20 protein-coding genes are annotated in these 21,050 nt (G+C 61.9%); 5 read left to right on the top strand and 15 right to left on the bottom strand.

The features are described from left to right. Positions 1-38 precede the first annotated feature (38 nt). Positions 39-722 (top strand): phosphoribosyltransferase, encoded by a 684-nt coding sequence (locus AB4Y87_RS08190; protein ID WP_442003886.1) that lies wholly within the window; start codon positions 39-41, stop codon positions 720-722. An 84-nt stretch (positions 723-806) separates the two neighbouring features. Here the strand turns inward: AB4Y87_RS08190 and AB4Y87_RS08185 are convergent, their stop codons facing one another. Next, entirely contained in the window at positions 807-2,141 is a 1,335-nt protein-coding gene (locus AB4Y87_RS08185) for an MFS transporter (RefSeq protein ID WP_442003885.1), read from the bottom strand. A gap of 249 nt (positions 2,142-2,390) precedes the next feature. Here AB4Y87_RS08185 and AB4Y87_RS08180 point away from each other — a divergent pair, with 249 nt between their 5' ends. Then, positions 2,391-3,137, top strand: coding sequence for an IclR family transcriptional regulator (locus tag AB4Y87_RS08180; RefSeq protein ID WP_442003884.1), 747 nt, complete (start codon positions 2,391-2,393; stop codon positions 3,135-3,137). 86 nt (positions 3,138-3,223) lie between these two features. Here AB4Y87_RS08180 and AB4Y87_RS08175 read toward each other — a convergent pair whose 3' ends face one another. Further along, on the bottom strand, positions 3,224-4,699 hold the full coding sequence (locus AB4Y87_RS08175) for an APC family permease (protein ID WP_442003883.1): 1,476 nt from the start codon (positions 4,697-4,699) through the stop codon (positions 3,224-3,226). 236 nt (positions 4,700-4,935) lie between these two features. Here AB4Y87_RS08175 and AB4Y87_RS08170 point away from each other — a divergent pair, with 236 nt between their 5' ends. Beyond that, positions 4,936-5,949: a helix-turn-helix domain-containing protein gene (locus AB4Y87_RS08170; RefSeq protein ID WP_442003882.1), complete on the top strand. Its 1,014-nt coding sequence runs from the start codon at positions 4,936-4,938 to the stop codon at positions 5,947-5,949. Here the strand turns inward: AB4Y87_RS08170 and AB4Y87_RS08165 are convergent, their stop codons facing one another. From AB4Y87_RS08165 to AB4Y87_RS08140, 6 genes are all read right to left on the bottom strand, one after another. Further along, positions 5,950-7,368, bottom strand: coding sequence for an MFS transporter (locus tag AB4Y87_RS08165; RefSeq protein ID WP_442003881.1), 1,419 nt, complete (start codon positions 7,366-7,368; stop codon positions 5,950-5,952). Positions 7,369-7,455: 87 nt separating this feature from the next. Continuing rightward, positions 7,456-10,464, bottom strand: coding sequence for an AAA family ATPase (locus AB4Y87_RS08160; RefSeq protein WP_442003880.1), 3,009 nt, complete (start codon positions 10,462-10,464; stop codon positions 7,456-7,458). Then, a complete protein-coding gene (locus AB4Y87_RS08155) occupies positions 10,461-11,636 on the bottom strand; it encodes an exonuclease SbcCD subunit D (RefSeq protein ID WP_442003879.1) in 1,176 nt (391 codons plus the stop codon). The genes AB4Y87_RS08160 and AB4Y87_RS08155 overlap by 4 nt, the downstream gene beginning before the upstream one ends. Before the next feature lie 71 nt (positions 11,637-11,707). Further along, a complete protein-coding gene (locus tag AB4Y87_RS08150; protein ID WP_442003878.1) occupies positions 11,708-12,637 on the bottom strand; it encodes an MIP/aquaporin family protein in 930 nt (309 codons plus the stop codon). 99 nt (positions 12,638-12,736) lie between these two features. Beyond that, positions 12,737-13,111 carry a DUF202 domain-containing protein gene (locus AB4Y87_RS08145; protein ID WP_442003877.1) on the bottom strand — a complete coding sequence of 125 codons (375 nt, stop codon included), beginning with the start codon at positions 13,109-13,111 and terminating at the stop codon, positions 12,737-12,739. 6 nt (positions 13,112-13,117) lie between these two features. Continuing rightward, the gene (locus AB4Y87_RS08140) at positions 13,118-13,474 is read right to left on the bottom strand and encodes a YidH family protein (RefSeq protein WP_442003876.1); all 357 of its coding nucleotides are present in this window, start codon (positions 13,472-13,474) and stop codon (positions 13,118-13,120) included. 104 nt (positions 13,475-13,578) lie between these two features. Between AB4Y87_RS08140 and AB4Y87_RS08135 the strand changes: the two genes are divergently transcribed. After that, complete coding sequence (locus AB4Y87_RS08135; RefSeq protein ID WP_442003875.1) at positions 13,579-14,649, top strand: ADP-ribosylglycohydrolase family protein; 1,071 nt, start codon at positions 13,579-13,581, stop codon at positions 14,647-14,649. Positions 14,650-14,670: 21 nt separating this feature from the next. Here the strand turns inward: AB4Y87_RS08135 and AB4Y87_RS08130 are convergent, their stop codons facing one another. Then, positions 14,671-15,717 (bottom strand): exonuclease domain-containing protein, encoded by a 1,047-nt coding sequence (locus AB4Y87_RS08130; protein ID WP_442003874.1) that lies wholly within the window; start codon positions 15,715-15,717, stop codon positions 14,671-14,673. Between the two features lie 111 nt (positions 15,718-15,828). Between AB4Y87_RS08130 and AB4Y87_RS08125 the strand changes: the two genes are divergently transcribed. After that, entirely contained in the window at positions 15,829-16,593 is a 765-nt protein-coding gene (locus AB4Y87_RS08125) for a DedA family protein (RefSeq protein WP_442003986.1), read from the top strand. Positions 16,594-16,664: 71 nt separating this feature from the next. Here AB4Y87_RS08125 and rdgB read toward each other — a convergent pair whose 3' ends face one another. The 6 genes from rdgB to clpS all read right to left on the bottom strand — a co-directional run bounded on the left by rdgB (position 16,665) and on the right by clpS (position 21,048). Further along, positions 16,665-17,372, bottom strand: coding sequence for an RdgB/HAM1 family non-canonical purine NTP pyrophosphatase (gene rdgB, locus AB4Y87_RS08120; protein WP_442003873.1), 708 nt, complete (start codon positions 17,370-17,372; stop codon positions 16,665-16,667). Continuing rightward, positions 17,369-18,127, bottom strand: coding sequence for a ribonuclease PH (rph, locus tag AB4Y87_RS08115; RefSeq protein ID WP_442003872.1), 759 nt, complete (start codon positions 18,125-18,127; stop codon positions 17,369-17,371). The genes rdgB and rph overlap by 4 nt, the downstream gene beginning before the upstream one ends. A 79-nt stretch (positions 18,128-18,206) precedes the next feature. Beyond that, positions 18,207-19,004 carry an MBL fold metallo-hydrolase gene (locus tag AB4Y87_RS08110; protein WP_442003871.1) on the bottom strand — a complete coding sequence of 266 codons (798 nt, stop codon included), beginning with the start codon at positions 19,002-19,004 and terminating at the stop codon, positions 18,207-18,209. Next, entirely contained in the window at positions 19,001-20,062 is a 1,062-nt protein-coding gene (gene murI, locus AB4Y87_RS08105) for a glutamate racemase (protein ID WP_442003870.1), read from the bottom strand. The genes AB4Y87_RS08110 and murI overlap by 4 nt, the downstream gene beginning before the upstream one ends. A gap of 64 nt (positions 20,063-20,126) precedes the next feature. Then, on the bottom strand, positions 20,127-20,693 hold the full coding sequence (locus AB4Y87_RS08100) for a DUF2017 domain-containing protein (RefSeq protein WP_442003869.1): 567 nt from the start codon (positions 20,691-20,693) through the stop codon (positions 20,127-20,129). Continuing rightward, positions 20,686-21,048 (bottom strand): ATP-dependent Clp protease adapter ClpS, encoded by a 363-nt coding sequence (clpS, locus tag AB4Y87_RS08095; RefSeq protein ID WP_442003868.1) that lies wholly within the window; start codon positions 21,046-21,048, stop codon positions 20,686-20,688. Before clpS ends, AB4Y87_RS08100 begins: the two co-directional genes overlap by 8 nt. Positions 21,049-21,050: the final 2 nt, after the last annotated feature.

Below are 21,050 nucleotides of genomic sequence, written 5' to 3'. Positions count from 1 at the left end.
GCAAGCTTTGAACGGTAGGCTGGAAGCAGCCAAATTACGTGGAAGTGGGGCAAATGGGCATGCGTTTCAAGGACCGGGCGGAAGCCGGGCGGCGCCTGGCCGAAGGACTCCCCCAGTTCAGGGAACGGCCGGACACGATCGTCCTTGGCCTCGCCCGCGGAGGTGTCCCCCTGGCCGTGGCCGCCGCCTCGGCGTTGTATCTGCCCTTTGGTACCATCTTGGTCCGCAAACTGGGGATACCCGGGCGCGAGGAGACTGCCTATGGCGCATTGGCGTGGTGCCACGGAGACGTCGTCCGCATCGTCAACAAGCCGCTCAAGGAACATGTCCTCGCCCAAGGCATCAGCCAAGCCGCGTTGGATGCAGTCGAAGCACATGAACGCGCCGAACTGCTTCGGCGCGCAAGGCAATACCCAGGAATCGAGAACGACCTTCGAGGTATGACTGTCATTCTGGTGGACGATGGCCTTGCCACCGGAGCCACCATGCGTGCTGCCGTGGAGGCCGTGCGGGCATCGGGTGCCCGAACAGTGGTCGCCGCCGTGCCCGTGGCTTCGCTGGAAGCCGCAACATCCTTGGCACGGGTCTGCGACTTCATGATGTCACTGCACACGCCGGGTAAATTCCATGCTGTTGGCTCGTTTTACGAGCGTTTTGAACAGTTGACGGACGCCGACGTCGTGGCGCAGCTCGACGGCGCTGAGGCTCCGAGGGCGAAATAGCGGTTATAACGCCCGAGGCGGGCCCGGTGTCACAACCGCGCCCGCCCGGCGAATCAATTTATTACGGATGGATCTGTTGCTGGCCTAGTGGTGAACGCTGAAGCCGAGGGGACGGCCCTTGGTTTCCTTGGCAAGAATCACGCCCACGGCTGAGATGATGCACAGGCCCATGATGTACAGGCCGACTGATCCGGACCACTTGGTGGCGTCCAACAAAGCCTGGGCAATCAACGGGGCGAAGGCACCTCCGAGAATGGCACCCAAGGCGTAGCCGATGGAGATTCCCGAGTAGCGGACGTTTGCGGGGAACATCTCGGCGTACATGGCTGACATGGGCCCATAGGACAAGCCAAGCCCAATGGTGAGGACGAACAAAGCTGTTCCGTAGAGCACGATGTCCTTGGAATCGATCAAAGCAAACATGGGGATCATCCACGCGAACACCAGGCCGTAACCGAGCAGGAAGGTCTTTACGCGGCCAATCTTGTCCGAAAGCCAGCCTCCCACCATAGTGAAGATGAGCCACCCGAAGGAAGCAACCGTGGTGGCGAGGAGGATCTGCGGCGCCGGCATCTTCAGCGACTTGGTGGCATAGGAGATAAAGAAGGCGATCAACAGGTAGCCTGCGGCGTTGTTGGCGATGAAGATAAGTGCCGCGAGGATTACCTCCTTCTTGTTGTTCCGGAACAGCTCACTCAGGGGCGCCTTGCTTTCCGCCTTGCGCTGCGCGATCTCCTTGAAGACCGGGCTTTCCCCGACTGCGCGGCGGATGAGGTAGCCCACCACGATCAGGACCACGGAGAGCAGGAACGGCACCCGCCAACCCCAGGCGGCAAAGTCTTCCTTCGACATGCCCGACTGCAGGAAGAACAGGAGACCGGTTGCCAGGATCATGCCGATGGGCACGCCGATCTGCGGGTATGCGCCGAAGAGTCCGCGCTTGGTGATCGGAGCGTGCTCCACAGCCATCAGAGCGGCACCACCCCACTCGCCACCGGCCGAGAAGCCCTGGACCACCCGCAGGGTGATCAGCAGAATGGGAGCCCAAAGCCCGATTGTCCCGTAGGTAGGCAGCACGCCGATCAGGGCGGTCGCCGCCCCCATCATGACAAGTGTCATGACCAGGACTGCCTTGCGTCCCAACCTGTCGCCGAGGTGGCCGGCAACAAAGGCCCCCAGTGGCCGGAAGAGAAAGCTGATGCCGATGGTGGCGAAGGACAGAATTTGCGCCACTCCTGGATTCGATTTTTCCAGCGGAGTCAGGAACAGCGGCGACAACAGCGTTGCCGTGAGCTGGGCAAAGATGAAGAAGTCGTACCACTCGATGGTGGTGCCAACCAGGGTTCCTGCCAGGACCCGGCGCTCTTCGCGCTTACTGCTTGGGCCCGACGCAGAGTCGACTGTGGAGGTTGCGGTCATTGGAACTCCAGGGGTGAGGGTGACTGGTCGGCGCGTGACGTGCATTAACCGACAGAACGGTCAGTTAGGAAATCGTACTACATGCCGTGACCCAGCGCACAGCATTTGCATCGGCACAACGAGGAGTGTGAGGCATCGAGATCCCCTCTGTTCTATAGTTGAATAGCCAATTCTTATATGGAACGATATCTTGGTGAGACGCGCAACACAAGAGTTGTCCGCCCCCGCGCCTTCAGGCGCCAACATAGGATGGTTCGCATGAGTCCCCGCAGCGACGTCAAAAGTCCGCAGGAAGCAGCAAGCCAGGCCCCGCCGTCGCAAACCCTTTCACGGGGAATCCGCGCACTTGAGATCCTGGCCGAAGCCGAACGCCCGCTCAGCATTGCCGAACTCGCCGAGGCACTGGGGGTGCATCGCTCCGTTGCCTACCGCATCCTCCGAACGCTGGAGGACCACTCGCTGCTGATCAGGGACGATTCAGGCCGCGTCCAGCCGGGCCCCGGACTGGCGGTGCTGGCACGTGGCGTCTCGCGCAACCTGCAAACAGCTGCTCTGCCCGAGCTCACCCAACTGGCGAACACCCTGCACATGACCGCATTCCTGGCTGTTTGGGACCATCAGGAATGCGTTACGTTGGTCACCGTGGAACCGCGCCACTCGGGCGCCGCGCTCGCCCAACATCCGGGAAGCCGCCACCCCATCGGCATTGGCGCACCCGGTATCGCCATCCAATCGACCATGACCGAGGACCGCTGGCACCAAGTAGGAGCAGGTATCCCCTACCGCGCCGAAGCGCACGAAGCCCGGCGCGCCGGCTACGCCACCAGCCACGACGAAGTCATCGCTGGATTGTCATCGATCGCCGCTCCCATCCACGTCCCGGGCGGAAGGCCGGCCGCTATCGCCGTCGTCTATATCCGCCTCGACCAGGACGCTGACGCCGTAGGTAAGGAGTTGGCTGCGAGCGCCATGCGGATCGAGAGCCAGTTGGCCTGAATCGCGGGAACCCAATACTCAACATGAAGAAAGCCCCGGCACCCGCCGGGGCTTTCTTGCGTGCAGCTTCGGCGTTCGAAGCGACTTCAGTCTTCCGAGCCGTGGCCGATCCGGGCGTAGAGCCCGGGCTGCGAGCGCCGCAGGCGCAGCCCCCACGCGATTCCCACGAGCCCCGGCAGCAGTACCACGAGCGGCAGGACGAAAGTTGCCGCCGTCGATTCCGTCTGGCCGAGAAGGACGTCGAAGTTGGCCAGGATGAGCACAAACACTATCGCCAGGAGCACGGAGCCAAGACCAGGCGCCACAACCCGTACCCAGAGGCTGGCACCATGCTGCTTCCGGCGGAAGAAGCCAATCACGGCGACGGACACTACGGTCATGAGCAGGACCAGCCCCATGGCGCCGCTGTTGGTCAGCCAGGTAAACATGGTCAGCACGGGATACAGTTCACCAAGCTCAGAGCCCGATCCCGCGATGGCGAAGGCAACAGTCACGACGACGGCAATCACCGTTTGCGCCAGCGACCCCGCGAAGGGAGCTCCACTCCCTTTGCGGACAGCTGCGAAGAACGGGGGGATGACGCGCTCTCGGCCGAGCGAGAAGAAGTATCGCGCCACAGCGTTGTGGAAGCTGACCAAGGCAGCGAAAAGGCTGGTCACGAACAGGATCTGCGCTATATCGCTCAAGAGCATGCCTCCGTTGGTACCCAGGAAGGCGAAGATCATATCCGGACCACTGTTGGTGGCTGTTTCGATGACTGCGGATGGGCCTGCGCCTACGGTCATCGCCCAGGCTGAGGCGGCATAGAAGAGGGCGATGATGGCAACCGCTGCGAACGTGGCGCGGGCAACAGTGCGCTTGGGATCTTTTGACTCTTCCCCATAGATGGCTGCGGATTCAAAGCCCATGAAAGCGGCGATTCCGAAGGAAAGGACTGCGCCGATTCCGGGGACGAACAGGCTTTCTGGGCTGAAGGAGGCTGCAGAGACTCCTTCAGGTGCCACGGCAAGGCTGATGAGGTCATAGGCGATGACCACCAGGAATTCCAGGGCCACCAGGACACCCAGCACCTTTGCCGAGAGATCCACCCGGTTAACGCCCAACCAGCCGACAATCGCGATGCAGACCAGCACTGGGATCCACCAGGGAACGCTGATGCCCAGCCTTGCCGAGAGCAGTGAGGAAACGGTAAAGCCGAAGAGCCCATAGATGCCTACCTGCATAAGGTTGTAGGCCATCAAGGCGACCAGCGAGGCTCCCACACCCGCCGGCCTGGATATGCCTTGGGCAATGTAGGCGTAAAAAGCACCGGCGTTGGTGACGTAGCGGCTCATGGCCGCGTACCCGACTGCGAAGAGTGCCAGGATCCCGCCGAGAATCAAGAACGAAAGCGGAACACCTGTTACTCCGGTGACAGCGAAAGTGGTGGTCACGCCGCCCGCAAGGACGGTCAGCGGCGCAGAGGCCGCAATAATCATGAAGGTAACGGCTGGGACGCCAAGACGCCTCTTGGTGTCTGCGGGCTCAGCGATCTTGCCTTTGACGGGGTTATCCACGCTCATAGTGTGCTCCTGCCTGGGTGCCGGACGGAGATTGGGCGGCACGATGTCGGTCATTCCGCAATCTTCCCCCGCTGGGGCATTGCGTGACTTGTCTCACACCGCAAGGTGTTTGTCGGTGCACGCAAGCACAGTCCGCGCAATGTCCCCCGGTGTAGAATCGTGGGCAAGCTCACGTCCGCACTGGTGGCATTCTGTACCGGTGCCATCAGGTACGGCGGGCATTGAAAGGGAATTTGATGACCGTCGCGGCTGATACCGGCCCCGCAACCGTGCACACAGTGGTGGCGGATTCGTTCCAGGAATGGAGCCGCGCCATCTCAGCATCCTTCGTGCCGTTACTGGCCAAAGCCCCTGAACACGCCAAAGGCGCTCCCTTCCACGGGACCATGCGGGCCCGGGTCCTGGGTCAAATTTCGGTGGTCGAAATAACGGCTGGTCCCCATACGGTCCTGCGAACGCCTGAGCTGATCGCCAAGTCCACCGGACGCTTCTTCAAGCTCAGCATCCAGCTCTCCGGCTCTGGCCGCCTGGTTCAGGACGAACGCGAAGCGGTGCTTGGTCCCGGGGACCTCGCCATCTACGACACCTCCCGCCCTTACCAATTAACGTTCGACGACGACTTCCGCACTTTGGTGCTGATGTTCCCGCACGTCCTCCTCGACTTACCGGCCGAAGCCATGGGCCACGTGACAGCCCTGCGGATTCCAGGCGACGAAGGTCTCGGCGAACTCATCAGCCCTTTCCTGGTAAGACTGGCCGATAACCTCGAAGCCCTTTCAGGGGCGAACGGCCTCCGCCTTGTCCATAACGCATTGGACCTGGTCACTACCCTGTTCAACGGGGAACTGGACCAGCTCATCGAGACAGGCCGCGATCCCCACCTCCTCCTGCTGGGTCGGATCCATGACCACATCGAGGCCAACCTGGGTGACCCCGAGCTTTCCCCGGGAACCATAGCCGCGGCCCACTACGTCTCCACACGGCACTTGCACGATCTTTTCCAGGAGATCGGCACCACCGTGGCAGCGTCCATCCGGCAGCGCAGGCTCGAACGCTGCAGGCGCGACCTCCTGGACCCCGTCCTGGCAGACCGACCCGTCACGGCCATTGCGGCGCGATGGGGATTCACTGACGCAGCCCACTTCAGCCGGATCTTTCGGGCTGCATTCGGCAACTCCCCCACCGGCTACCGCAACAGCCACTTGAGGGAACCTTCGTCGGGAACCAAAGGGCCGACGTCAGGCATTTGATTACGCCTGAGGTCGACGCTTCATGACCAGATAAGTCAGAACTCCCAGCACCAACAAGCCCGCTGCGGCAGCCATGGATACGACGAAGGCTGCACTGGGACCCTGGGTCTGCGCCAACTGCCCTGCAAGGTAGGAACCGAGCGCCGTGCCTGCCACGATCCCACTGGCCAAGGCTGTCATCACCGTAGCCATGCGGCCAGCAGGGGCCACCACGCCACCGATGCTGAACACCGTGACCATGACCGGCCCCACCGGGATTCCCAGCAACAGCAGCACGAACACCATGGGCCAGATGCCAGCCGGAACCAACAGCAGCAAGGCGAACAATGACATCGCAAGGGCCGCAGCAACCCACCGGGCGGCAAGACTAAAGCGCTGCGACCAGAACGCAACGGACAGCGCCGCCACCGCGGAGCTCAAACCCATCACGGAGTAGAGGAGACCAGCAATTTCCGCAGTAGCGTACTGGGCAGAAAAGGCGCTCAGGGCATTCTGCGTAGCACCAAAAAAAGTGCCCATGCACACCATTGCCACAACCGGCACAGCCACGACCGCGCCCGCCCAGCGGCTCCCCCGCTTTGCTGCGGGTTCACTGGAACTACCCACGACGGCGGCAGCAGCCTGACGCGGTGCCGGCACCACGGCCTGCTGGCTGGGGTGGGCGGCGAAGGCGGGTACAAGCGTTATAGTCATGATCGCTGCCAAGGCGAGGGGCAGCCAAGGAGCAATGAGGCTGGCCAGGATTCCAACCAAGGCAGGTCCGAGCACGAAAGTAACCTCGTCAGCAGTGCCCTCATAGGAAAGCGCTGTGTCCAGATCGGCACGGCTGGCCGCGACGCTTCGGCCTCCGCTCCTTGCCACTGATGATTCTGCTGCAGGAATCTCTTCCGTGGAAACAGTGGCCTTGTGCACTGATGACAGATTCCGGGCGGTCAGCGCCATCCAGCGAACACGGGCCATGGGGCCGACCTGCGGGCAGCTCGCCCCGGCGAGGAAGCCTGCGACGAGCACGCCCGTAGCGTCGAGTACGGAGACATAACTTGGAGTCACGTAGGCCGCGGCGAGAAGGCCGAGGACGGCCAGGGTGTTAACAACTGCCGCGACAAGCAAAACGATGCGTTGGCCGGCGCGATCGGCCAGCGAGCCGAGGACGGGAGCTCCGACGGCCGAACCGATACCCACTGCTCCGGCGGCCATCCCACCGATTGCGTAGGAATGACTCACCGCTGTGACCAGGGTCAGTGTACCCACGGTAAGCATTGCCAACGGGAGTCGTGCGAAGAGGCCGAGGGGCAGGAACCCCGGCCCGGCGAGCTCAGGCAGCCGCGCGAACCTCCCCGGCAGGCGGGATCGATGCGTGGACGAGGTGGTGGTCAATTGCGAAGGCAGTGGCTTGGAGGCCAAAGAAGATTTTTCCATTGTTCCGGGTTCGCTAAAGTCTGCGCATCGTCCCTCCTCCCGATGCGCGCGACCCGGTGTAACACATCAAGTCTATCGGATGCGGTCTCAGGCAGGCATTGCTTCGGCAACAACCACCGTGGAACCATGGCGGCCCTTGACCACGTGCAACTGGCTGCTGATGCGCTGCTTCATTTCTGCCACGTGGCTGACCAGCCCGACAACCCTGCCGCCGTCGCGCAAACCCTCCAAGGCATCCATCACCTGTTCCAAGGCTTGCTCGTCCAGGCTTCCAAACCCTTCATCAACAAAGAGCGTTTCAATGTCCACTCCACCGGCCTCCTGCTGTACAACATCAGCCAGGCCAAGGGCCAATGATAAGGAGGCCATGAAGGACTCTCCGCCGGAGAGCGTGGACGTGTCACGGCGCTGGCCCGTCCATTCATCCACCACTTCCAGTCCGAGACCGGATTTCTGGTTGCGTGCAGCCCGGGCGTCAGTGTGTTGCAAGGTGTAGCGACCATCGCTCATGGCAACGAGCCTCTCCGAAGCTGCGATGGCCACTTGCTCCAGCCCGGCAGCCAGGACATAGCTGTTCAAGCTCATGCGGTAGTTGTTATCTCCTGCGCCACGAAGCGTGTCCGCCAGCCCACCCAACACGTTGGCATACTCGCGCGGTTCCCTTCCTGCCTCGGCAGTGTTTTGATACTCAGCGCGGATCTTCTGCACAGACCGGACAGCTTTGCTCGCGAGCCCCGCGGAAAGCGCCAATGCCTTGGCTGCTTCCATGGCGTGGGCAGCCTCAGTCTTGGCGACCCTGATTTCGTCCTCCGGCAGGGGAAGCACGCCGATGCTGACTTCCTTCGCTGCCATGACGAGTTCCTCGCCGGCAAACAGTTCATCCAGTCGGGCAGCTTCGGCCTCGAAATCCGCGAGGGCTTTCTCCAATGCCACAACATCCGCGGGCGACATGAGCTGGCGACGCACATCCTCGACTGATGAAAAACCGGACCCGGGCAGTGCCCTTTCCAGCGCAGCGAGCGCCTCCAGGCGCGCAGCCCCGGCACGTTCGAGTTCGTTCGCGGCATCCACAGCAGCCTGAAGCAGCAAACGCTGGGACGTGAGAGCTTCTGCCCGCTCACGAAGGCTGGCGAAGCCCTGCCTCAGGCCGGCAAGCTCGTCTTCAAGCGCAAGGTACTGCTCCTGGAGTAACTCGACAGCAGAGCTTGCTTGCAAGGCGGCATTCGTTGACCCGGTATGATCCTCCTGCAGGAGGGTAATGCGTTTGTTGAGATCCTCATGCCGTTTGCGGAGCTTATCCAACGCGCCAGAGGCCTTTCGGGCTTCGATCGCCGCAGCTTCGGATGCGAGCAAGCGGGCGGCGCATTCTTCTGGATCTGCGGAGCCACCCTGTGCAGCCAGGCCTGCCAGCAACTGTGCGGCTCTAGATACCTCTTCCGCGATGCGTCCCAGCGCCTTCTCGCTGGCCTCAAATAGTTTGCTGGCTTCTTCCTCTTCCTGGGCGATGGAAAGTGCCGAACGAGCTGCGGCGGCGGGATTTGGGTGCTCGTTGCTGCCACAAACGGCACAGGGCTGTCCAGGCACAAGGGCTGCCGCGAGCTCACCGGCCGCATTGGCCAAGCGTGCCTCCCTCACATCAAGCCACGCTTGCCTGAGGTCCTGCATTTTGTTGCGAGCACGGGCGTGGCGCTCAGTGAGATCCTTCGACTCGGCGGCGGCAGCTTCATGACGGGACACAACCGACACTAGTTCGGCCGCAGCGGCCGCCTCCCGTTCCATGTCATCGACGCGGGCAGCTGAGGGTTCCAGGTCTTCCATCCCGGCCTTCACCGCTGATTCCTCGGCTCGAAGGCGTTGCAGGGATTCTGCTGCTGCTTCGACGGCCGCCAGATGGCTGGAGTGCTCTTTTCGTTTGGCTGCGAGTCGGGTGGCCACGTCCTCCATGCGCCGCTCATCTGGAAGGCGGGCTTCCAGGACGGCAAGGGTGGTCTTTACTGTCTCCAGCGCAGCAACAGGATGTGCCGCGTCCAGGCCCTGGGATTCAAGCTGCTCCCGGGATCTGTCTCTATCCGCCAAGGCAGACCGGTACTTACGCTCCGTGGCGTCCAAGGCGTCCAGTTGTCCCCCAAGGACGGCCGCACGGCGATGTCCTCCGAGCTTTTCCTTGTTTTCCAGTGCCCGCGCAGCAGCTAGTTCATGCAGGACCCGCCGCTGCATCCCAGCAGCAAGCCTGGCATGCCGTTGGGCCTTCTCCTGGTCCTCCTGAAGTTGTTCCGCAAGCCGTATGGCTCGGGCATCAGCTGCGGTAGCCACGTCTTTACGTCGCCCACCTTCTTCCAGCAACTCCATCTCCAGGGCCGCGAGCCATGCCTCTGGCGCCTCGGCAGCTGTCTCCGCATTTGAGAGCTCATCGGGAAGGCCAAGCTGCTCCCGTTCCGCGGCTGCCCTGCCAAGCAGCATCTTCAGTTCGGCCGCATTGTCCTGCACGGCGCGCGCAGCTTCGGCCGCCTGCCGCGCAATTTGCTTCTCCACCGACTCGAATCGCTGCGTCCCAAAGAGTTTCTGGAGGAGCTCGAGCCGATCATTGGCTTTGGAGCGAAGGAACGCCGCAAAGTCGCCTTGGGGAAGCATCACAACGCGCGTGAACTGGTCCCGGTCCATACCCAAAAGCTCGGACAGTTCGGCGCCGACTTCGTCATTACGCGAAGATTTTTCCTCCCAGACCCCCGAAACCCACTCGCGGAGCAGTGTCTTGGCTTGTTGGGTGGTGAAGCCGTTCCGGCCGCGCGCGCTGGGGCGTTCCCATGCCGGGGAACGGCTGACTTCGAAACGCCTGCCGCGGGCCGAGAATTCGCACACCACACGGGGTTCGGCACCCGGCGCTGCATGATCGCTGCGAAGGCGCTTACCTTCCTGGCGTGCACCCGGAACGGAGCCATAGAGGGCGAAACAGATGGCGTCGAGGATGCTGGTTTTGCCGGCCCCGGTGGCGCCGTTGAGCAGAAACAACCCCTGTGCACTGAGTTGATCAAAATCAATGTGCTGCGCAGTGGCAAAAGGCCCGAAAGCCTCAATTTCCAGTCGATGGATTCTCACAGTTCAGCCTCCTCCAGGCGCACGGCCTCGAGGGCGGCGCGCAGGGCAGCTTCTTCCGCAGATCCGGGACTGCGCTCCCGAACGTGTTCCAGGAATCCGCAGCAGACCTCGAGGTCGTCCTGGGCGGCTGCAATCCTGCTGCTGTAACTGACTTTGTCTTTGGTTCCAGCACCCTCGGGGTCGAAGGACAGAACCAAGGTGTCAGGAAAACGGGTTCGGAGCTGCTCCATAGCCTGGGCGGGCCGCTCGGCATCCGTGAGGGTGATTTGGCAATAGGCAGCTTCAGCCCAGGCGTGCTGGTCTGATTCAAGGAGATCGTTCAGCTTGCCTCTCAACACGGCCAGGCTCCTGGCAGCTTCCCAAAGAACTTCCTGGACACCGATGCTTCCATCGGCATCGATATCAACTAACCAACCGCCCTTGCAATGTTTGGCTTCGGAGAACGAGTAGGCCAGTGGGGAGCCGGAGTAGCGGACATTCGGGGCAAGTTCCTGCCGACCGTGCAAGTGACCAAGTGCGGTGTAGGCAAAATCCTCGAAGAGATCCAGGGGCACTGCGCCCAACCCTCCGATGCTCAAGTCCCGTTCACTGTCAGAAGTGATACCTCCACTGGCAAAAGTGTGTGCAAGGACCACCGGATGCACTGCGCCTGATGCACGGCGGTCCTGGAGGTCGCGCCGAATCCGATCGGTCGCTTCACGGGTGACCTCGTAATGACTCACGGTCTCCACTTCCAGCCGCTCCGCGACAAGCCGCGGTTCCAAGTAGGGAATCCCATAGATCGCAAGTGTGGCGCTGCCCTCCCCATCTTTTCCGAAGGGAACGAGCACGGGAACGTCCAGGTCCTCCACCCTTGTCCTGAGGTGAACGCCGCCACGTTCGAGCAAGCGGGACGCGAATCCCAGCCGAATGGCGGAATCGTGGTTGCCGCTGGTGAGCACTACGGTGGCCCCGGCTTGGGTAATACGGACCAAGGCGTCGTCGAGAAGTTTGACGACATCGAGTCCAGGCAGGGCGCGATCATAGACGTCACCCGCGATGAGGACGACGTCTACAGACTTCGCTTCTACGAAGGACACGAGCTGGTCCACAAAACCGCGCTGGGCTTCAAGCATGCCAACGCCGTGGAATGACCGGCCGAGATGCCAATCGGAGGTATGGAGTAACCGCATATTTTCAAGCTAACTGGGGGCACCGACAAAAAAGCGCAGACAGGCCGTCCGGCGTCGATCCTGTCCGGCTGCTAGCCCTTCTTTCCGTCAAAGAAGTCGCGTGCGTCATCTGCGGCAGCTTCTTTCCGAACGGTGCTGGTCTCCACTTCCTCTGCCTCTGCCTCTGCCTCTGCCTCTGCCCGGAAATCGTCTGTGTCATCCACATCCAGGTGCTCATCCTCGCTGGTTGGGACTGACGTCAACGGCACGTCATCTGCGACGTTGGAATCCGCGGAGGCGTAGCCAAAGCCACGGAAGGCCAGTCCGGCCAGTGCGGCCCCCATGAGTGGAGCAACCCAGAAGAGCCACAATCCACCCAAGGCCCAGGAAGGGCTGAAGAAAGCCAGCGCAGTTGCGCGTGCGGGATTAAACGGAAGGTTGCCAAGGACCTGGCCAAACTGCAGCAACACGGCGACGCAAAGGCCTACAGCAAAGGGAGCCACGGCAGGAAAGGCACGGCGTCCGGCAGTCGCTCCAAGGAATACCGCAACCAGCAAGGCGGAGCCAACAACCTCAACGATCAAGACCCCTGCCATCTGGGTTTGGGCAGCAGCATGCTCGCCATAACCCGCTGCCACAGAGCCGAAGGCAGCCCGCGCATCCGTCAAGACCGGAACCGTGAGAACCACTACGTAGGCCAGAGCTGCGCCGATCACGCTGCCGATGATTTGAGCCGCAAGGTAGGCAACAGCCGCCACCGCGCGGATACGGCCGGCAATCAGGTTGCCCAGCGTGATTATTGGATTGAAGTGACCGCCGGAAACATGACCGAACGCAAGCATGGCAACTGTCACTGTCAGGCCGGTCGCAAGGGCTGCGGGTAGGGGCGCTGAGGAAGGGTTCGAGAAGATCGACACACCCACGGCCACGAGCACTACGAACATCGAACCGACGGCTTCAGCCGACAGCCGCGCGAACAGCCCCGGTTCGTGGTCGGTCGTGGTTTGCATAGGAGAGGTCATGTCGAATGGTTCCTTACGATTGGTTTTGGGACGGCCCTTGAGCATCCTGCCAGTTGAGTCTGAACAGTTGCTGAGTCCTTGCTGAGTCCCGATCCGAGCTTAGCCGCCCAAGGCGATGGCGGCGATCGCCGTTCCGCCCAGCCCTATCACGGCAAGGGTGCTGACAAAGATGAGTCGTGCCGAAGCTGCTTCGTTTCCAGCATGAAGCTGCCGTGAGCGGACCCACACGACACAAGCCAGGACAATGGTGGCGGCAGCAGCCATGAGGGCGCAGATTCCTTGATAATCCAGCCCCGGAAGGCCCGCAATCACACGGCCGGTGGAGGGCTCGGAGGTAAGCCAACTGCGCCAGATGAACAGGTCCACCACCACGAGCGAAATGAGGGTGCGCCGCCAAGCCAATGTGGTCCGTTCAGGCTGAAGGCCAGGATCACGGACGTCCATGGTCAACTCGCCCGCCTGCTCATCGCGCAAGCCTGGTCATCGCGCCACCAAAATCAACACGGCGAAAGCGCATGCCGCCACGGCCACCACGATCGTCATGAGCAGCATGACCCAAGAGAACGGCAAGGCTTCGTCGTTGCGCATGGCAGCTTCCATCTGCCCCCACCTGCGGTAGGACAGCGCAGCCAGGCCTGCTCCGATAAGGGACAGGAGGACACAGAGGACGATCCTTACAGGCTGCGGGGCAATGTTCGGCGCCAACTGATCAATGGCAATAGACCCTGCCAGCAATGCCAAAGAAGTACGGATCCAGGCAAGAAAGGTGCGTTCGTTCGCCAAGGAGAACCTGTAGTCAGGTGTCTTGCCTGTTCGTCGCCAAGCCGGTTCACGCACGTCGTCTCTCCAAGTTTTCCTAGTGCTGGGCAGCCTCCCCACCATATCAGCGGCTGTTCACATCGGTTGCGTACCCATGTAGCAGGGCGCGGTAAGTTGATGGCATGAGTGTTGAAGCGTCCTCCCCCGCCGCCCCGTCGTTTGAATCCCGAGTCCACGGGACGCTGCTGGGAGGGGCGTTGGGTGACTCCCTTGGCTACGCAGTGGAGTTCGACCGGCTTGATGCAATTCGTGCCCGTTACGGTTCCGCCGGGCTCACGTCCTTTGACCAGCTCGACGCCGTCGGCCAGTTTTCGGACGACACGCAAATGACGCTGTACACAGTGGATGGGCTGGTGGACGCCCTCGAATGGGCCAATGACGGTGTCGCGGCCGACGAGATCGCCTGCCTTTGGCTGGCCTACCTTCGCTGGCTCGCAACCCAGGACGTCGCCGTTTCCCCTTCCGCTCCCGTTCCACAACCGCGGTGGATTGATGGCCAGGAAGTCCTGCGCCATCGTCGGGCCCCGGGAAACACGTGCCTCAGCGGATTGGCTTCAGGAGAAATGGGCACTGTGGCCAGGCCAGTCAATCCCGATTCCAAGGGTTGCGGCACTGTCATGCGTTCAGCACCCTTTGGACTCGTACCCCATATCTCCCGTGAAGCCGTCTACAAACTCAGTTCAGATGCTGCATCGTTGACGCATGGACACCCATCAGCGCGGTTGAGCGCTGCTGCCTTCAGCTTATTGATCCACAATATTGTGGCTGGCAGCGACATCCACACGGCAGCTACGGCCGCCCTGGATTACGTGAGCGGCGTGCCCACCAAAGCCCCCGAACTCCCTGAACGTTTGGAAACGGCATTGAGGTTGTCATTGGAGCCCACTCCCCTCAGTCCTGAAAAGCTGGTAACCACTCTGGGTGAGGGCTGGGTGGCGGAGGAGGCACTCGCCGTCGGGCTTTATGCCGTCCTGTCCACGCAAGGGAGTGAGCCGACGGAGCATTTCCGCAAGGCTGTCGCGGTGGCCATCAACCACAGTGGGGACAGCGATTCCACTGGTTCCATCGCGGGAAACATCCTGGGCGCCTACTACGGCGAAGCATGCCTTCCTGGCCAGTGGCTCGGGGCGCTGGAAGGCACGGAGGTCATTCGTGGAATGGCGGACCGGCTACTCGCTGTCACTACAGGCTGATCTGCCGCCCACTCAGGCGCGCTAGTTCCCGCCCACCATTTGCAGGAATTCCCCTTCCGAGACAACCTCGATCTGCTGACCTTTCGCGTGGAGTTCCAAAACCCGCTTCGCCTTTCCTGTAAGCCGTCCAGCTCGCAGGTCTCCTGCCACGAACCCGTCGCCCACCACAAGGACAGTAGTGCGTGCGGTCACCCTGCTTTCAGGCCTTGCACCCATCTCTGCAGCACGTGACTTAGCCTCGGGACGGGTCATGATGAGGTCGCCCGTGAAGACCACCGTCTGGCCGAACAATGGATGCCCCGGTTCGGCTGTGGGATTCGGCAGAGGATTAGGGCCTTCCTCCGGCCACGCCGAGAATGGACGACCGAAACCGTTCAAGGCACCGTCCAGGGTCTGCTCCGCGGGGCTGCCTGCCTTCTTACCCGCGGACCCCGTGCCTGCGAGAGCCTTGCCTGCGAGAGCGGCAAGGGTGGGCTTGGAGAGGCCGTTCATGGGATCGAAGGCAGGTTGCCTGGGCAACGTGAGACCCAGCGAAAGATAGAGTTCGGCGATGCTGTTGGCGTTGTTCCGACGGGCGATGTCCACCAGGATTCCTGCACAGGCGCGTGCGTCCTCGGCGGCATCGTGGTGGTTGACCAGGGGTACTCCAGCTTCCTCCGCTGCATACGGCAGGGAGTTGGACACCAAGGAGTAGCAGCGGCGGGACAGCATCACGGTGCAGACGTATTCGTAAGCTGGGCCCGCAAGCCCGGAAACCTCCAAGCCGGATCGGATAACGCCGAGATCAAAGGCTGCGTTGTGTGCCGCTAGAACATCCTTGCCGATGAAGGCGCCAATTTCAGGGAAGAGGTCCCCGAACCTGGGACGGCCGGCAACATCTTCGGCACGGATGCCGTGAATGCGGGTGTTGTGAAACTCGAAGTGGTCATGGTTCTCCGGCGGCCGCATGAGCCAGGAAGCTTCTTCCACCACCACACCGCCACGGACTTTGCTGAGGCCAACCGAACACGGCGACCCCCTGAAGCCGTTGGCTGTTTCAAAGTCGATCGCCGTAAAGTCCAATGCCACTGGACAAGGTTACAGGCGCAAAGGGTGCGCTCTTGCCGATTTCCGCGGCGGGGCGGCCTTTCCTGCCCGACGACGGCCGTCCAGTAGGCTTGATAGGTGATCTTTACTGCGATGAGCGATTTAGCCGTATCCACTTTCGGAGGCGCAGGACCGGTGCGTCCACCCATGGCCTCGTTCCTGCCCGACTGGCTGAACCCCCAGGTCTTCCTGGCTGATCCAGCCTTGGCGCCGTGGGTCGTGCTGCTGGTTTGCGGCATTGTCTTTGCCGAAACCGGCCTGCTGGTGGGCTTCTTCCTGCCCGGCGATTCCATGCTGTTTACCGCTGGCCTTCTTGTAGCTACAGACACCATCAAGTTCAACATCTGGGCATTGGCGGCCCTCATCATCGTTTCTGCGATCATTGGCAACCAAACCGGCTACCTCATTGGCTCAAAGGCCGGCCCTGCGATCTTCAACCGCCCGGACTCCAGGCTGTTCAAGAAAGAAAATGTCGAAAGCGCCCACGCCTTCTTTGAAAAGCACGGCGGCAAGGCCCTGATCCTTGCCCGCTTTGTCCCCATCATCCGTACCTTCGTTCCGGTGATTGTCGGCGTGGCCCAGATGGACAAACGCAAGTTCTTCCTCTTCAACGTCATCGGCGCCACATTCTGGGGCGGCGGCGTCACCTTGCTTGGATACCTTCTGGGTGACCGCGTTCCGTGGGTCAGCAGCAACCTGGACATCATCTTCATCGTCATTGTCCTGATCTCGGTCATTCCCATCATCATCGAGGTAACCCGCGGCGTCGTGGCCAAGCGTAAGGCTGCCACGGAAGGCAGCAACCCCCTGGAGGAATTCATCGAGGAGCACGAAGGCGGAAAGCACCGCGAGAAGTAAGCCTCCCGCACTTGATGCCATACAGGAGAAGGCACCCCGCGCAAGGCGGGGTGCCTTTCTTCGTTGTACTTCTAACTGGAATGAACACCCGAGAGTGCAGCAACGATCGCGGGGAGCAAAGCCCGGAATGCCTGGCCTCGATGGCTGATGGCGTTCTTTTCCTCGGATGTCAGCTCGGCGCAGCTGCGGTCCATTCCCACCGGCTGGAGCACGGGGTCATACCCGAACCCACGCTCACCCCGTGGCTCGCGCAACAGCGTACCTTCGAGCTGACCGTACTCAACCGTTTCGTGGGTGACCCCATCTGCTCCGGGCACTGCCAAGGCGGCCGCGCAGACAAAAGCTGCCCCGCGGAAGGCGTCCGGCACGTCGGAGAGTTGGGCGAGCAGCAACCGCAGGTTCGCTGCATCGTCCCCATGCTTCCCTGACCAACGGGCGGAGAAGATGCCTGGCGCGCCGCCGAGGACATCAACGGCAAGGCCCGAGTCGTCCGCGATGGCCACCAAACCCGTTGCCTCAGCCACGGCACGCGCCTTCAGGAGTGAATTCTCAGCAAAAGTGACCCCGGTTTCGGCTACGTCCGGCGCACCAACCGCAGCTGCATCTACCACCTGGGTATCGACGTCGAGCCCTGGAACCTGACCGCGAAGCAGCTCGCGGAGTTCCTTCAGCTTTCCCTGGTTGTGGGTTGCGAGGACAAGCCGCGGAGCACTGGCTGGATCTGCACCGGCTGCATCTGCACTGGATGCACCGGCAACCGCGGCGCCGTCGCTGCTCACGGAGCTTCCGCCAGCGTCTCACGCTGGATAGCCGCCAGCTGGCCCGTGCCGATCAGGGCGAGGTCCAGCAAGGCGTTGAGTTCATCGCGGTCGAACGGGGCGCCCTCGGCAGTGCCCTGGACCTCCACAAACTTGCCGGATCCGGTGACCACCACGTTCATGTCGGTTTCAGCGCGTACGTCCTCGACGTACGGAAGGTCAAGCATGGGCACGCCATCGATGATGCCCACCGAAACGGCAGCAATCGTGTCCACCAGCGGCTGGGCATTACGGGCGATCAGCTTGTTTTCGCGGGCAAAGCGGATCGCCTCGGCAAGCGCCACATAAGCACCTGTGATGGCGGCGGTGCGGGTACCGCCGTCGGCCTGCAGGACATCGCAGTCCAGGACGATCGTGTTCTCGCCCAGCGCTTTGGTATCGATGATGGAGCGCAGCGAACGGCCAATGAGGCGGGAGATCTCATGCGTTCGTCCCCCGATCTTGCCCTTCACGGACTCACGATCGGATCGGGTGTTCGTAGCGCGGGGAAGCATCGCGTATTCGGCGGTAACCCAGCCACGGCCCTCGCCCTTGAGCCAGCGGGGAACGCCTTCGGTCAAGGAAGCCGTGCACAATACCCGGGTGTTGCCGAACTCGATGAGCGCAGAGCCCTCAGCCTGCTTGGACCAGCCGCGGGTGATGCTGATGGGGCGCAGTTGATCGGGAGTCCGGCCGTCGGCGCGGATAACGGGTGTGGCTGTAGCTTCAGAAGTCATGCTTCAAGCTTAGCGAGGATGGGACAACGCCCGACGCCGTACAGTGGGTCAGGCGCGCGCGTCACCATCTCGATGCGACCTAGATTGTGTAGTGGACCCCGGCAACGGCAACGGCAACGTCCCCGGAAAACACCGGTTTGGCCTCGGACATTACCTTGGTCTGCGAAGTCCACACCGGAATATGAGTCAGAAGCAGGCGCTTGGCTCCGGCGTTCATGGCGGCTTCCCCGGCGCGCTTGCCCGTCAGGTGCACGTCCTTGATGGCGTCGTCGCGGCCTTCCTCGAACGCGGCCTCGCACAGGAACAAGTCAGCGCCACTGGCTGCCTCCTCCAGCCCCTGGCACGAATCGGTGTCCCCCGAATATGTCAGTACCCGGGTTATGGGCGTTCCATCCTTGCCTGGTTCCGTTGCCGTGACTCGCAATGCGTAGGCTTCTTCCACGGGATGGTTGACGCCGTAGGGCGTCACCGTGAAGGGGCCAACGGTGACAGGCTTCTGTTCGGCCCAATGGGTAAAGTCGAACTCCTCATGCATGCCCGGATCCAGGTCCAGCCCATAGGCTGTTGCCATCCTGTCCGCGGTTGCTGCCGGCCCCCACACGGGAATCCGGTCCCGACCCCAACCGCCGGGCTTCCACCGGACTGCTACGTGGAGGCCACACAGGTCCATGCAATGGTCCGGGTGCAGGTGCGTGAGGAATATGGCGTCGATGTCCTCAAGATCCGTGTAACGCTGGATGGCGCCCAACGCCCCGCTCCCGAGATCCATCACGATCTTCCATTCCCGCTCACCGTCGTGCGCAGTCACCAGATAGCACGACGCCGGCGAGCCGGGACCGGGAAAGGAACCAGTACAGCCCACGATGGTCAGTTTCACAGGCCACGTCCTGGGACAGCACTGGAAGCGGGGCTGGGTCCGTTGTCCGGTTGTACGAAGTAGGAGCGGCGGGACAGTCCAGCCCCTCCCCGTGCTGCTTCCAACATTTCCGGGGTGATGCGCGCCAGGCTGCCGGTGGGATATTGGGCAGCCACGTGGTCAACGTGTTTGACGGACAGGACCTCGGGGCCCAGGAAGCGGCGGGCGAGTGTTTCAAATTGAACGGCATCGCCCGTTGCGATGAACTCATGGCTGGGGGCACTTGTGTCGGTTCGCTGGATACCGTGAGTGGCCAAGGCACGGTAGACGTCCTTGGCAGTTTCCTCCGCGCTGGATACCAGGGTCACGTCCTCGCCCATGACGAACGAGATCACTCCGGTCAAGAGGGGGTAGTGCGTGCACCCGAGCACCACGGTGTCCACACCAGCGTGTTTCAGTGGCTCCAGATACTCATTGGCGGCTGCCAGGAGATCCGGGCCTGTGGTGATGCCGGCTTCAACGAAGTTCACGAAGGCGGGGCAAGCCACGGAGGTGATGGCAAGATCCGGGGCTGCCGCGAACGTGTCCTCATAGGCGCGCGAACCTACTGTGGCTGATGTCCCAATAACGCCGATCCTGCCGGAACGGGTGGCCGCGACAGCCCTGCGCACAGCGGGTTGAATGACCTCAATAACAGGGATCCCGTAACGCGCCGTATAGCGTTCACGCGCATCCCGGAGAACTGCGGCCGAAGCAGAGTTACAGGCAATGGTCAGAAGCTTCACGCCGGAATCCACCAACTCGTCCATGACGCCCAGGGCGTTGGCCCGGACTTCGGCGATGGGCAGCGGGCCATAGGGTCCGTTGGCGGTATCCCCCACGTACAGGATCGATTCGTTGGGGAGCTGATCGATGATGGAGCGAGCTACCGTCAACCCACCAACGCCGGAATCAAAGACACCAATCGGGCGGGATCCCATGAGCTCATTGGACACCCCTGTTGAACTGCCGCCCGTTGAACTGCCAGATGCTGAAGTCATGATTATTCGAGAATAAGGCTTCCCCTGTGTTGCGGCCATTACCTGTGGCCTCCGCCTCGTGTCTGATGTGTCACACAGGTGGGCCCGGCGATGGCCTCCGCGATCAGGATTTTGCCTGCCTGGCCGCCATCATCGATTGCACCAGCGACTCCTGAAGCCAGGTGGTGAAGTTGTAGACCAATGCCAGGTAACTCTCCACATCCTCCGCCTGGCTCCAGTCCTGCATGCTGTGGATGTGCTCGGCGTCCGCCTCGTCACGGATGTCCAGGCGTTCAGCCAAAACCAGGCGAACATCATTCAGGGCCATGGACCAGCGCGTTGCGTCCTCCGGGGTCAGCACAAGATCGTCCTTGTCCAGGCCCATCGCCGTGGCCTTCAAGGCGCCAATCTTGTTTTCCCGCACCGAGCGTTCGGTCAATTGCCGGAACTCAAGCGAGCCGCCGTCGTCGTCCTTCATGACGTTCGGCAGAAGCCGCAACAAGGCGCGATCGCTCGGTTGCTTCACGTCCATGTCCAGGCCGATCAAGGCGGCCAGCGGGTCCTCGTTCTCCCTGGCGTCGGACTCCAGCATCGAGATGACGTCGTCCAGCAGCCCACGTAAAAGATCCCGTTCGGCAGGCTCCAGGTAGCCGGTGATTCCCTTGAGTCCGTATTTGAATGCCTTAGCCACGCTGGCGGCCGCCCTTCCCGGGTGCTTCGTTTCCGCTTGCGGCCTTCTCCACAGTGGCCCACAGGCCAAAGCCGTGCATGGCTACTGCGTGCTGCTCAACCTGTTCCTTGCTGCCGTGCGCCACGATGGATCGGCCCTTCTTGTGGACCTCCATCATGAGCTTGTGTGCCTTGGACTCGGAGTAGCCGAAGTAACTCTGGAACACATAGCTGACGTAACTCATGAGGTTGACGGGATCATTCCAGATCACCAAATTCCAGGGGATGTCCGGGGCAGTCAGGACATCGGTGGACGTCTGCTCTACAGCTTTCGTCCGCTCATCGATGTCCGTGCCAAATGCAACGCTAGGGGTCATCT

Source organism: Paenarthrobacter sp. RAF54_2 (assembly GCF_052113945.1).
Taxonomy (GTDB): Bacteria; Actinomycetota; Actinomycetes; order Actinomycetales; family Micrococcaceae; genus Arthrobacter.
Note: the sequence above shows the minus strand (reverse complement) of the source record. Positions and strands in the feature narration are given on the sequence as shown.